This is a genomic window from Sporosarcina thermotolerans (genome assembly GCF_042658975.1).
Taxonomy (GTDB): Bacteria; Bacillota; Bacilli; order Bacillales_A; family Planococcaceae; genus Sporosarcina; species Sporosarcina thermotolerans.
Genome location: NZ_JBHSRM010000009.1, coordinates 137,703 through 151,350 on the forward strand (window position 1 = coordinate 137,703; position 13,648 = coordinate 151,350).

The 13,648-nt window shown below is 38.6% G+C and carries 12 protein-coding genes; 6 read left to right on the forward strand and 6 right to left on the reverse strand.

Translation table 11 applies throughout. The features are described from left to right. Window positions 1-34: 34 nt before the first annotated feature. Window positions 35-889 (reverse strand): formate/nitrite transporter family protein, encoded by an 855-nt coding sequence (locus ACFPZG_RS06130; protein WP_283733859.1) that lies wholly within the window; start codon window positions 887-889, stop codon window positions 35-37. A gap of 268 nt (window positions 890-1,157) precedes the next feature. Between ACFPZG_RS06130 and ACFPZG_RS06135 the strand changes: the two genes are divergently transcribed. Together ACFPZG_RS06135 and ACFPZG_RS06140 are read left to right on the forward strand one after the other, a co-directional pair. Then, window positions 1,158-2,147: a 2-hydroxyacid dehydrogenase family protein gene (locus tag ACFPZG_RS06135; RefSeq protein WP_283733858.1), complete on the forward strand. Its 990-nt coding sequence runs from the start codon at window positions 1,158-1,160 to the stop codon at window positions 2,145-2,147. Window positions 2,148-2,162: 15 nt separating this feature from the next. After that, window positions 2,163-2,528, forward strand: a complete 366-nt coding sequence (locus tag ACFPZG_RS06140) for a cupin domain-containing protein (RefSeq protein ID WP_317940917.1) — start codon at window positions 2,163-2,165, stop codon at window positions 2,526-2,528. A 120-nt stretch (window positions 2,529-2,648) separates the two neighbouring features. Here ACFPZG_RS06140 and ACFPZG_RS06145 read toward each other — a convergent pair whose 3' ends face one another. Together ACFPZG_RS06145 and ACFPZG_RS06150 are read right to left on the reverse strand one after the other, a co-directional pair. Then, window positions 2,649-3,920, reverse strand: coding sequence for a Rid family detoxifying hydrolase (locus ACFPZG_RS06145; RefSeq protein ID WP_283733856.1), 1,272 nt, complete (start codon window positions 3,918-3,920; stop codon window positions 2,649-2,651). 378 nt (window positions 3,921-4,298) lie between these two features. Beyond that, the gene (locus tag ACFPZG_RS06150) at window positions 4,299-5,138 is read right to left on the reverse strand and encodes a MurR/RpiR family transcriptional regulator (RefSeq protein WP_317940918.1); all 840 of its coding nucleotides are present in this window, start codon (window positions 5,136-5,138) and stop codon (window positions 4,299-4,301) included. 183 nt (window positions 5,139-5,321) lie between these two features. Here ACFPZG_RS06150 and ACFPZG_RS06155 point away from each other — a divergent pair, with 183 nt between their 5' ends. The 4 genes from ACFPZG_RS06155 to ACFPZG_RS06170 are packed head-to-tail and all read left to right on the forward strand — an operon-like array spanning window position 5,322 to window position 9,499. Further along, window positions 5,322-6,200, forward strand: coding sequence for a cell division protein FtsQ (locus ACFPZG_RS06155; RefSeq protein WP_283733854.1), 879 nt, complete (start codon window positions 5,322-5,324; stop codon window positions 6,198-6,200). After that, window positions 6,188-7,906: an ABC transporter ATP-binding protein gene (locus ACFPZG_RS06160; RefSeq protein WP_317940919.1), complete on the forward strand. Its 1,719-nt coding sequence runs from the start codon at window positions 6,188-6,190 to the stop codon at window positions 7,904-7,906. The genes ACFPZG_RS06155 and ACFPZG_RS06160 overlap by 13 nt, the downstream gene beginning before the upstream one ends. Then, the gene (locus ACFPZG_RS06165; RefSeq protein ID WP_283733851.1) at window positions 7,890-8,717 is read left to right on the forward strand and encodes an energy-coupling factor transporter transmembrane component T family protein; all 828 of its coding nucleotides are present in this window, start codon (window positions 7,890-7,892) and stop codon (window positions 8,715-8,717) included. Before ACFPZG_RS06160 ends, ACFPZG_RS06165 begins: the two co-directional genes overlap by 17 nt. A 32-nt stretch (window positions 8,718-8,749) precedes the next feature. After that, complete coding sequence (locus tag ACFPZG_RS06170) at window positions 8,750-9,499, forward strand: PHP domain-containing protein (RefSeq protein ID WP_283733850.1); 750 nt, start codon at window positions 8,750-8,752, stop codon at window positions 9,497-9,499. 418 nt (window positions 9,500-9,917) lie between these two features. Here the strand turns inward: ACFPZG_RS06170 and ACFPZG_RS06175 are convergent, their stop codons facing one another. The 3 genes from ACFPZG_RS06175 to ACFPZG_RS06185 are packed head-to-tail and all read right to left on the reverse strand — an operon-like array spanning window position 9,918 to window position 13,554. After that, the gene (locus ACFPZG_RS06175; protein WP_317940920.1) at window positions 9,918-10,877 is read right to left on the reverse strand and encodes an ABC transporter permease; all 960 of its coding nucleotides are present in this window, start codon (window positions 10,875-10,877) and stop codon (window positions 9,918-9,920) included. Then, window positions 10,878-12,029 (reverse strand): ABC transporter permease, encoded by a 1,152-nt coding sequence (locus tag ACFPZG_RS06180; protein ID WP_283733847.1) that lies wholly within the window; start codon window positions 12,027-12,029, stop codon window positions 10,878-10,880. It lies immediately after the preceding gene. Beyond that, window positions 12,022-13,554 carry an ABC transporter ATP-binding protein gene (locus ACFPZG_RS06185; RefSeq protein ID WP_283733846.1) on the reverse strand — a complete coding sequence of 511 codons (1,533 nt, stop codon included), beginning with the start codon at window positions 13,552-13,554 and terminating at the stop codon, window positions 12,022-12,024. The genes ACFPZG_RS06180 and ACFPZG_RS06185 overlap by 8 nt, the downstream gene beginning before the upstream one ends. Between the last annotated feature and the right edge of the window lie 94 nt (window positions 13,555-13,648).

Here is a 13,648-nt window from a genome sequence, read left to right on the forward strand (position 1 = left end):
CTGATTTATTCAAGAAATCGCTCGTTTTTTTCGTCTATCGGACTTGGTCTTCATATTTATGAAGATACATTGTTTTGCCGCTTCTTTTTTTACTTAGGACGAGGTGCTTGACCTTACTTTTCTTTGAAGGAGAGTTGATGAACACATAGACTGCCCCTACAAAAAATCCACCGCCTATAATATTGCCGAGTGTGACAGGAACAAGATTGTGCAGCGCGCCCATTAGCGTAACGGTTTCCGGATGCGGAGCTGCGAGTGCAATTGAAAATGTAACCATATTGGCTACACTATGTTCAAACCCTGCTGCGACAAAGGCAAACACTAATAGTAGAATGACCGTAATTTTCGGCCCATCCCCTTTTACATGCATTGGAATCCAGACAGCGAGACAGACGACTATATTACAAAGGATGCCCCTAAAAAACGGTTCACTAAAAGATCCGCTCATTTTCATAGCTGCAGAAGACATCAGCAATTCACTATTTTCCATTGAAGAAAATAATCCTGAATACATGACAAGAAGACCGAAGATAACGGCTCCGATCAAATTACCTCCATAACATGCTAACCAATTTTGCAAAGTATCCTTCACCGTTGTTGCTTTTTTCAGAGTGGCCATTGTAAAGTACATCGTATTTCCTGTGAATAGTTCTGCACCGCCGTAAATAATGAGGATAAGTGCGATACCAAAGAAAATGGATGACATGATAGATGCTACCGGTGACTGACTATCAAAGAATCCTTCACCTAATCGAAAAGATACCATAAGTCCTATTCCGACAGAAAAAGCTGCAAGCGCCGCTCTTATTAGGTATTTTAAAACGGAATCATTTAATATCCCCTTCTTTTTTAGTGCTAATTCTACTGCCTGTTCTAATGGTTGTTTCATTTATATTCCCTCGCTATTCTGAGTTTGTGAAGAATTTCACAAACTTTATAAATCCATCATACACCCTTTTCCAAACTTGTAAATCGTAAAATGTTGAACAAAATATGACTTATACATTTGGGCCAAGGAAATTTGACAACTATGTGAAAGGTAAAAAAACGGATTGAATTATCCTTCATAGCGTATATAATGGAATTGTAGACATTGTGAAATGTTTCACATAGTCGAAACGGGCCGTTTAAAAATTAAAAAGAAGAGGTGTTTGGAAATGGCAAAGATTCTTGTAGCAGGCGAAATCCCCCAAATTGGTTTAGATATATTAACGAAAGATCATGAAGTTGAAGTATTTACAGGTGAGAAATTAATTTCCGAAGCAGAATTACAGGAGCGCATTAAAGATAAAGATGCTTTGATAAGCTTACTTTCTACTCCCGTAAGTCAGAAAACCATTGATAACGCACCCAATTTAAAAATCATTGCAAACTACGGAGCAGGTTTTAATAATATAGATTTTGACTATGCAGCTTCGAAAGAAATCCCGGTAACAAATACACCGGTTGCTTCAACAGCCGCCACTGCTGATTTAACAATTGCATTATTGTTGGCTGCAGCAAGAAGGGTTGCCGAAGGAGATGAGGTGTGCCGCACAATTGGATTTAATGGTTGGGCACCACTTTACTTCAGAGGACGTGAAGTAACAGGAAAAATAATTGGAATTGTCGGCTTCGGACAAATTGGCCAGGCAGTAGCAAAACGCGCAGCCGCGTTTGATATGAAAGTGATCTACAGTGGTCCAAGACAAGCCGATATAGGTGTAGAAAAAGCATTGAATGCAACCTATGTTTCTTTCGATGAGTTGCTCGCCCAGTCAGATTTCATTACCATCAACTGTTCTTATAATCCAAGCATGAAGCATATGTTCAGTACAAGACAATTTGAGATGATGAAGCCGACAGCCTATTTAATCAACTGTGCTCGTGGTCCAATTGTTGAAGAAGCGGCCTTAATCAAAGCTTTGGAAGAGAACTTAATTGAAGGTGCTGCATTAGATGTATTTGAATTTGAACCTGAAATCAGTGAAGGCTTAAAAAAACTAAAAAATGTCGTTTTAACACCTCATATCGGAAATGCAACATTTGAAGCTCGTGATGCAATGGCGGAGATGGCTGCAACGAATATTGTAAAAGTATTAAATAATGAAGAGCCTCCATTTGTCGTCAACGGAGTAACAAGTAAGCAAGCTGTCACTACTATTTGAAAGAGGGCATTGAAAATGGAAGTTAAAACAGAATTAGCTACAAGAAGATTTTTCAAACTTGAAGATTTAGCGCAATTTGACCCTAACAAAGGGAAAAAAACTATTTTTTACGAAACAGAGAAAACTGCTGGTGCTGTCTGGTGTTTAGAGCCCGGACAGGAAATATTCAAGCATTCTCATACTACTTCAGATGATTTGTGGATTTGTCTTCAGGGGACAGGAACATTCTATCCGGGAAATGGAGAAGAAGTCGAAATTACTCAAGGAGATCTCATTGTATCTTACCCTGGCCAGCAACACGGAATGCGCAACACAGGAGACGAGCGCTTTGTCTGTATTGGAGTTGCCGGCCCGATACCAATGGACTTAGTATTACATTAAATCCTTCATGAAATACAAAGAAGAAGCCGATCAAATTGTTGATTGATCGACTTCTTCTTTTTTAATTTATGAAATCGTATTGTAGTATCTGGGTAGTGGACTGCGCAGGCACCCACAAAATTATGCTTTTGGAGCTGTTCCTTCAGCGTTTGATATAACTACATCGACTTGGATCAAAGCATTTTCAGGTAAAGCTGATACGCCAACTGTTCTTCGTGCTGGCACACCGCCCGGGAAGAATGTTTTGTAGACTTCGTCTACTGCATCGATATCTTCGATGTTTGTAAGGAAGAGATTTACTTTAACGATATCGTCCATAGCATGATTGATGCTTTCTACAATTGCTTTAACATTTTTCAAGCATTGTTCAGCTTGCTCTTTTACACCACCAGCTACCAATTGACCAGTTTTTGCTTCCATTGGCAATTGAGCTGAAAGGTGATTGTAATGAGAGAACGCTACAGTTTGTGTAGATAGGGAATCTTTTGGTGCATTTTCTGTGTTGTTTGCCCAAATCACAATGCCATGTCTATCTTCAATCTCTTGTGGAGGTGTTCCGTCTCCGTGTGACACGACAGCTTCAATTTGTACTAAAGCATCCATCGGAAGAGCTGAAACTTCAACTGTTGTACGTGCAGGGACGTATGCTACTGCTCTTGCGATAGCGGAGTCTGGGAAGAATGTTGAATACACTTCGTTTACCGCTTCGATATCCGCAAGGTTCTTAACGAAGATCGTCGTTTTAACAATATCGTCAAAAGGAACGTCGATGCTTTCTAAAATTGCTTTAATGTTTTTCAATGACTGTGCAGTTTGCTCTTTTACACCACCAACAACTAATCTGCCTGTTTTTGGATCGATTGGCAATTGAGCTGTAAGGTAATTGTAATGGGAGAATGCCACGGTTTGTGTAGATAGTACACTTGTAGGTGCATTCGCAGTGTTATTTGTAAGTTTAATGAGGTCGCCAGCTTGTGGGGCGTTTGGAATTGAACCTTCACCGTGTGAAAGAAGTGCTTCAATTTGTACCATAGCACCCATCGGCAAAGCTGCAACTGCAACAGTTGTCCGTGCAGGAACATAAGTTGGGAAGAATGTTTTATACACTTCGTCTACAGTGTCAACATCTTTGATATCTTTAACGAATACCGTGATTCGAACGATATCACTCATAACATGACCTACGCTGTCTACAATTGCTTTAATATTAGTAAAGCACTGCTCAGCTTGTTCTTTTATACCACCAGCAACCAATTTACCTGTTGTTGGATCGACAGGCAATTGCGCTGAAAGATTATTGTAATGAGAAAAAGCAACAGAATGTGAATATAGACCGTTACCGCTTGGTGCATTTTCCGTATTTTTTGCTGAAACTGCGTTATAGTTGCTCATGATTGTATTTCCCTTCTTGATAAATATTAAGTAATTCTAGTATGCACCAAAAAAGCCGTTCTAAACCGCTTTGAGTGCTATGCAATTATAGCAGTCTTTGTTCACTATAGCTAACCTTATGTAAGAAACGGCAAAAAGACTCCAGTAGGTACCTGTGCAGCAGCATTTAAGGTGACACCTGAAGAATATATCAAATCAGCAATTCCTTATACCATGTCTGGGATTGTTGTGGAATAAGATAAACTCCCCTTGTGCAGTAAAGAAAAACAAACACCGATTATTGGTGTTTGTTTTTCTTATGGCTTAGAAAATGGTTAATCCAAAGAATTATCTATATCACCAATTTCATCTTACGACTCTTCCCACTTAGTTTTTTAGTTAACTCGGGATAATATCACCGTAATCTCTCCGGAGTTTACTAAGTTTCTCCAAGTTTTCTATGGACTGCTGTTCCAACTGATTGCCAATTAGCATAACCAAAGTTTCCACCACGGTTGTAGGTGCGACCATTGAATGGAAATCCCATGTATCTCCACGGTGGGCATACAACACATAATCTGCAAGTTTGTTCATGCTTGCAACGAGCTGATCCGTAAAAAGAATGGATTTAATATTTAATTGGTTAGCGTAATTAAGAATGGCTTCTGTCTCGGGTAGCAATTTTACATATTGAAAAATAACTATACAATCGCCTTCCTGAAAATGTATCATAGATTCAAAGATTTCATGACCGCTTTTCGCCATTTTTTCAACCGGAATTCCAAACCTTTTCAGACGATGCTCAATTAAATTGCCAAGTCCCTCAGAGGATGAGGGCGCATATACGATGACCCTCTTTGCCTTTTTAATTTCTACTGCAGACTCATTTAAATCCTCACGATTGAGGTGGGTATGTGTTTGAAAAAGATATTGATAACTTTGTTCAATAATCCGGTCGAATACATCATCACTCCCCATATCAAGGAAGAAATTTCTTAATTTATTCTCCGGAGTAGTATTGATCCGCTGTTTCACATGTTCTTTGAACTGTTTAAAGTTCTTGTAACCAGCCACTTGCCAGAAACGAGATATCGTAGCAGTACTCACTTTTGCCTCCCTTGCAATATCTTCTATCGACATGTAAGCAACATTTACTATACCCATCTTTTCAATGACTTCCATTACTTGTTGATGCTTCATTGACAACTCTGTTTTATTAACGTCTAAAAAAATTGCCACGCACTGTCACCAACCTTCTATAGTTATTTCTATTATAATTATTTTCCCCTTATGATGTGTAAATTTTTTTTCATAGTGGAAATTACCTTACTAATATTTACATGCTATTTACCTATCTACCATACTATATTAACGATTGAACGTTACTATAAAAGTAGTAAGAATATAAGGGAGGAATCAGTAGTGCCAACTAATTTGTCAAACAAAGATCGGTACACCCAGTCGCAAAAAATGATGATTTTCATCCTGTCGATGTCGTTATTTGGTCTTGCAAGTTTATTTACAGAACTATTGCCAGAGTTCCAATTAGGTCCGATTGATATTTCCATCTCGTATCTAGCATTTATCCCATTAATACTGGTATTTTTATTTCATCCATTGTATGCAGCAATTGGAGCATCCGTTGGAGATATTATTTTCGGAAAATTATTACTCGGAGACTTTGGTGGAATAGCTGAATTAGAAGGGTTTATTGAATTTTCTTTAGCAATGTATGTCGCCGGTCTACTTGTAAGGGATCCAAGTAATAGAAGACAAGTTGGTATTGCGGTTATCGTAGGTGTCGGAATTGACCAAATGCTTAGCTCAATTGTCGATATTGGAAAAGTATGGTTTGGAATTGAAGAGTTAGAAACTGTTACTGGTTTACCTGAAAGTATTCTTGCTATTGAAGCATTCAGCTTTGTAAATGAAATGGTTATTTCAGGAGTGTTGTTTGGATTGATACCAACACTTTATCTGCTTCCTAAACTTTACGGAAAAATCGAACCATTAATGGGAATTAATCCCCGGAACCCAGATGTCAAAGGTTCGATGCTCGAATATATTTCCGCTCGTTTTGTAATTGTAGCAGTATTCTTAGCCTTTGTAGGAATGGTGGCAGAATATATGTCTGATATGGATATCAACTTCGCTGTATGGGAGCCAGATTTCTTAGAACAATTTGGAGATGGATATATATGGATTCCTATTTCTGCTGCGGCGATTATCGTAATCTTTATTATTAGTATCGCAATAAAAATGGGTAAAAAGAAGGATGAAAAGAATAAATGGGCAGTTTAAATCAACCAATCATTGAAATTAAAGATGTACACTATCAATACCCTGGAGCAAAAGAGACAGTGTTAAATGGAGCGAGCCTTACCATTAATAAAGGTGATTTTCTTGCCATTATTGGTGGTAATGGTAGTGGTAAGTCAACTATATGTAAAACGATCAACGGTTTAATTCCGCATTATTTTTCTGGTGATTACAATGGAGAGGTTATTGTAAACGGGCTATCTGTTAAAGAGCAGCCCGTTTCCATTCTTAGTCATCATGTCGGTTATGTTTATCAGGATTTTCAAAATCAGTTGATGAAGTTAACCGTTCTGGAAGACGTTGGATTTTCACCACTTAATTTCGGATATCCAGATTATGAGGAAAAAGCGATGTGGGCATTAGAACTGCTCGGTATCGAACACCTCAAAGACAAAACGGTTTGGGAACTTAGTGGTGGGCAGCAACATTTAACTGCACTTGCTGGAGCTTTGGCTTTAAATCCCGAAATACTAATTATTGATGAACCTGTTGCACAGCTTGACCCACAGCATGCAACATTAATCTATGATAAATTGCAGTATTTAAATGAGGAACTAGGAAAAACAATTATTGTTATCGAGCACCATACCGAATTCATTGCGAATTATTGTAAACATGTTGCCCTAATTGAAAATGGTCAGGTGAAATGGCATACAGACGTAAAGCAGGGCTTGTTAAATATAACCGAACTTGAGGATGTACACATTTACCCACCCCAAGTAACACAGGCAGCTTTGCAAATCGCTAGTTTTTCTAATTCAGATGAACTGCCAATTACAGTAGATGAAGCAAAGGATTATTTTAAAGATTACTTCTTTGATCCAGGAACGGATAGCAATCAAGCAAATTTACATTCAACAGATTCGGCTATCTTATCGATAAAAGATGTCCGATACGAAGTTAAAACACTACAAGGTGAAAGAAGAACTGTTTTGGATATTGATGCACTAACCTTCTTTGAAGGTGAAAGAGTTGCGATTGTCGGGAACAATGGTGCAGGCAAAACAACTTTAATGAAAAGTCTAGCTGGTATTAATAAACCGCGTAAAGGCGAAATAATAGTAGATGGCATCGATGTGATGCGAGCGCCTGTTGAAAAGCTTTCCAGTCACATTTCCTATATTTATCAAAATCCTGAGGAAATGTTTATTCAAGATACCATTCAAAATGATGTAACATATTTCGGAAACGTACGCAATTTGGATCGGAAAGAATTATATGAACAAATTGCTGATCAATTAAATTTGCATGCACTTCTTCCAAAAGACGGCAGACTACTTAGTGGTGGACAACAAAGAAGATCTTCTGTTGCGATTGGCTTAGCGATGATGCCAACGGTAATGATGCTAGATGAACCAACTGCAAGCTTAGACGTAGGGAACAGAAAGCAATTAATTCGTATCCTACATTCCATTCGTGACAGAGTGAAAACGGTACTAATTGCCACGCACGATATGCAGCTCGTTTCGGAGTGGGCAACGAGAGTCATCGTAATGGAACATGGAAAAGTCGTATTTGACGGTACACCACGGGCACTATTTGAACGAATTGAGGTTTGGAAAAGCGCCGGACTGAAGTTACCGCAAATTGCCGAGTTAAGTTTGGAACTAAATATTCACCCGGCATTATCTGTGGAGGAATTTGTTGGAAGGGTAAAGGAGGTTCAAGTAATTGGAGCTAACGGATAAAATTAAAGACGTTCTAAATGTCCAAACGATTAAGCTCGAATTAATTAAAACCGCCTTCGGAAAACCTGATGTCTATATGGCAAAAATTGACCCTAGAGTACTAATGTTTTGGTATTTAACGGTCAGTATCTTACCATGGTTTACTTTTAATAATACCATTTTGCTCTTAATCATTGCATATACAACTTTCTTAGCTGTCATTTCAAGAGTAAGTCCGTTAATCCTTACATTACTCGGAATTGGTATCATCACCGAACTCTTTACGCTATTCATTGTATCCCTTATTTTTGGTGGAGGAACATTCGAAACGATTCTGCCATTGCTCACGTTTTCGATGAAACTTTTCATCATGTCGATTGCAAGTGTCTCGGTCTTTGCAAGCATGAGTCCCGAACGTTTAAGTGACGGGTTGCTAAGCTTAAAGGTACCAGCTCAATTTAGTTTTGCCGTTTCCTATGGTTATAGAATGCTACCGATTTTATTGGATGAGTATCACCAAATTTTCCAATCTTTTCGTTTACGTGGGAAGACTCCAGAAAAACATGGTTTTCTCAAATGGCGCATCGTTTACTACTATATAAAAGTAGTGATTCAATCATTCTACCCATTAATGTTAAACATCGCTAAACGAACAAGATTGACAGTAGAAGCGTTAGAAGTACGCGGCTTCTCTTATTCACTACACAGTTCCGTCGCAAAAAAAAATAAATTATCCTATTTAAAAGTCAGGACGAAAGATTATATATTTATCATCACACAACTCACTATTCTTCTACTTATTTTATGGGCCGGAGATGTTTTTCCAACATAAGTTCGTAGATTTAAATCGAAAGGAGTTTTTACATGTATATTGATTTTCACACCCATGCAAATTTAGCAAAGAAAATAACGGTTTCCCTTGAGGTTTTCAAGGGAAAAATGCAGGAAGCAAAGGAAAGTGGACTTACCGCTCTAGCAATCACGGAGCATTTTAACTCTAAGAATATTATCGATTTATACGAAACACTACAAAAGGAATTCCCATACAAGGGAGAGTATTATGAAATCGAAGGAATGAAAGTATTCTGTGGCTTAGAAATTGACGTAAAAGAAACGGGACATTTCCTTGTTATTGGGTCTCGAGACGACATTTTAACCATTGCTCGTTTACTTCTAGCCCATCAAAAAGAGGAAAATTTCCTTCCAGTAAAAGATCTCATTGAATTACTGGCTGATTTTAATGTATTAAAGATTGGGGCACATCCTTTACGCGAATCGACACCTTGGGAACATCATGATTCTTCCGTATTAAAGCAATTCGATGCCTTTGACTTAAATGGTAAAGATTTATATACGTATGGAAATGAAATAGAAGAACGTGTTCGCACATTCGCTAGTCAGTATAATGTTCCTGTCGTTGGTGGAAGTGATACCCACCACCAACTGCAATACGGGTCAATTATAAACGAATTCCCAGAATGTGAATCCATTGATGAATTAAGGTCTACGATTCAAAAAGGAGATTATGAAACAAGAATTTCACCCTGCATAGATATCAAGGTTAAAGCTGCAAATCAAGTTAAAAAAATGATAAAACAAACCATCACAGTTTAAACTAGTGAACGGTGCCTGTGCAGCACGCATTTATGACAATTCAATAAAGATTATATAAATACACATAGAAGCCAATCAACTTACCTGGGGAAGAAATCTTAAACCTCTTGAAAGTAAGTACGGGAGAAAGCTCGGTCGTTAGAAACCGGAGCGATGTTTCAGAATAGACAGCAGCAACTGCATTATCTGTTCTTTTAAAAGTCTTGATCGCAACATACAATCAAGGCATTAAACATACTGCATCTATGCCGTTCAATGCTTTATCATCTACACAATTATTTGACTCGATGGGTAAAAAGAAACCAGAAGCTTAATCACTAATTAAAAACTCTACAAAAGATATTGATAGTCTAAAAAGAAGCTCCTCACAAGTTCAATGACTTATGAGAAGCTTCTTCTTATTTGGTAAAGAATTTATCTATCTCTTCCCTTTATCATAAATCTCACCTAACGCTCTCGGAGCACGATTTGATTTAGAAAAGAAGATCAATAACAATAACGTTAGTACATACGGTAGTATCATGAATAAATCAGTGAAACTGCTTGGCAATGCCATCGCCTGTGCGATAAACATTCCCCCGGATTTAGCAAAACCAAATAATAGACAAGCTGCTAACGTCGGGAGAATTCTCCAGTTACCAAAGATTAATGCTGCAATGGCTAAGAATCCATATCCCATATAAATGCCTGAAGAAAATTGGGCTGAAATGGAATAGGCAAAACACATACCAGCGAGACCCGATAGCATTCCAGATATAAGCACCGCGGAAAATCGTATTTTATATACATTTACGCCTGCTGCGTCAACGGATTGAGGATTCTCCCCACTCGCTCTTAAGCGTAATCCGAACTTCGTTTTATACAATACATACCAAGCAAAAATAGCAATCACAATGATGATCACTTCGAACGGATACACATCCGTAAATACCGCACCAATCACCGGTATATTGGCTAAACCGTCAATTGTAAAACGCTCCGATACGCCCAATCGGAACTTGTCCGAAGCCGCTCCGAATACAAGCGCATTGATCTGTGTTGTTAAGAAAGTCGTTAGAGCCAGCGCCAAAATATTGATGACAACACCGCTGATTACTTGATTTGCCTTAAATTTAATACTTAATACGGCATGAATCATGGAAAAACCCATCCCGCCAATCATCGCAAATAGTAATGCGACATAGAACATATCTTCAATAGCTGCTCCTGAAGCATTTGCAATTAACACAGCTGACATAGCCCCGATGAATGCCCCAAAACCTTGAAAGCCTTCAAGTGCTAAATTGGTAACTCCACTTTTTTCACTATATATACCGCCTATTGCCATGATAAAAAGAGGCAGAGCAAAGGATAATCCATCAATAATAATCGTATCCATCTATGATTCACTGTCCTTTCGATCCACTTCTTTTTCCTTCAAGCGGCTGACTTTATGCTTTACGTACGCTCCACATGCACTAAACAATAGGATTAACCCGATGATCACAGAAGCAATTTCCTGTCTAATCCCAGCCTGTGAACTCATATACGTACTTCCTTGGTCAATAATCGATACTAAGAAGGATGAAAAAATAATCCCGATCGGATGGGAGTTCCCCAATAGTGCTACCGCAATGGAGTCAAAACCGATACTTGTTAATACCTTTGGTTGAATGGAAGCAAAATCACCTAAATAATACGTCACACCTGCGAGACCAGCCAAACCTCCTGAAATGATCATGGCTAAGACCATATTGCTTCCGACCTTTATCCCTGTATACTTCGCCGCATCTCGGTTGGATCCTACTGCTTTAATTTCAAGACCAACGACAGTTTTGTCTAAAAGAAACTTGATGAAAATCGCTACTACAATGGCCAAAATAAAGCCCAATGGAATATCCATTTTCAGGTTTGCAAACTCAACATTTACTAACGTCAATCTTGCTGCTTCCGTAATGTATTTGGATTGTCTTGAAACCGGGTCAATATAATACATATGAATGAAGAAGCTTATCACGTACTGAGCGATGTAATTTAGCATAATCGTAGTTACAACTTCATGAATGTTAAACTTATATTTTAACCACCCAACAAGACCGCCCATCAATCCTCCTGCAACCATTCCGATTAGCAACACAAGCGGCTTAGCAATGATTGCATCTAACCCACTGTAGCCAACAATAATGGTTGCTAAGAAACCGGAGAAGAGCATTTGACCCGAAACCCCGATATTAAATAGGCCCGCTCGAAGTGCAACTGCCACCGCCAAACTGGCAAATACAAGTGGCGTCATAGCGTCTAACAAACTCAGAAAGTCAGTCAGCAAGCTCTTATAACCAGCGTACGTTGCCTTAGGGAAGATTCCTGCCCCTTGGAACAAATTGTAAAATGCTTGAATCGGATTTTTGCCAAGCAACAGTATGACGATAGCCGCAACAATAAAGCTGACAAGTATAGAGACTACCGGAATTGTGATCGGTTGCCATTTCTCATTCCGTATTGGCCAAAACAGACGATAACTTAAGCTTGTTTTCTTTTTATCTTTACTCATGCTTAGCCCCCATCATATATTCGCCGACTTCATTCGTCGTTAATGATTCACTGCTTGCAACTTTTTGAAGTTGGCCATTATAGATCACGCCGATCGTATCCGCTACATTCATAATTTCGTCTAACTCGAGCGAAACCAATAGGATCGCTTTCCCTTGATCACGTTGTTCTATCATCATCTTATGAATATTTTCGATCGCACCAATATCTACTCCACGTGTTGGCTGAACGAAAATCATGAGCGGGGATTGCAATTCGATTTCACGAGCAATGATGGCCTTTTGCTGGTTCCCGCCACTCATCGAACGGACCTGCGTCTTAATGCCTTGTCCACTTCGAATGTCATATTTATCAATCATCTGACTGCCAAATTGATCAAATTCCTGTTTATTCAATATTCCTTTATTGGAAAAAGGCTTCTTGTAGTACTGCTTTGAACCTATGTTCGTTGATAAATCAAAGTCCAAAAACAGTCCAAATCTTTGTCTATCTTCAGGTATATAAGAGATTCCAGATTCAGTTCTGTTTCTTATACTGTCATTCGTAATGTCCTGTCCATTGAGGAATATCTTTCCGCCGCTTGCTTTAGTCAAACCGGCAATGGCATCCGCTATTTCAACTTGTCCATTATCCGCAACGCCCGCAATCGCAAAAATTTCACCACTGTGTATTGTAAAGGAAACGTCTTTGACGACTTCAAATCCATCCTCATTTTTCACGGTTAACTGTTCTACTTTCAGTACTTCCTCTTTAAACTCTGCAGGTGCCTTTTCCGATTCAAAATTTACTTCTCTACCAACCATTAATTGAGCCATAAGATTGACCGATGTTGTCTTCACATCCAATACATCAATCAACTTACCTTTGTTCAATACGGCACAACGATCGGCTACTTTCTTAATTTCTTCTAATTTATGTGTAATTAAAATGATTGTTTTTCCACTGTTTCGTAGACCTTCGATAATACCTAACAAAAATTCGATTTCTTGAGGCGTTAGAACTGCTGTTGGTTCATCGAAAATAAGGATTTCTGCTTCACGATAAAGCACTTTCAAAATTTCTACTCGTTGTTGCATGGAAACTGTAAGATCGGCAATTTTTTTCGTAGGATCCACTTCCAAGCCGAAGTTCTTGGACAGTTCCTCAACTTTACGATTGGCATTCCGAATACCTACATATGGAAAGAGACCGGCAAATTTACTGATGGGCTCGACCCCTAATATGATATTCTCTGTAATCGAATAATCTTCGACTAACTTAAAATGCTGGTGGACCATCCCGATGTTAAGGTTTGCTGCATGGTTTGGCGAACTGATTTGAACCTTCTCTCCCCGAATATAGATTTCTCCTTCATCGGGTTCGTACATTCCACTCAGAATACTCATCAACGTTGATTTGCCTGCACCATTTTCACCAAGCAAGGCAAATATTTCTCCCTTTTTAATGCCAATGGATACGTCATCATTTGCTACGATTCCAGGGAAACGTTTCGTAATCTGTTTCATCTCTACGATATAATCAGACATCTTTCTTCTCCTTCCTCACAATAAGTGGAAAAATAATAGAAGTTCATCATTCCCTAATCATTCGATTAATGAACTGATAAACTTCTATTGTCAT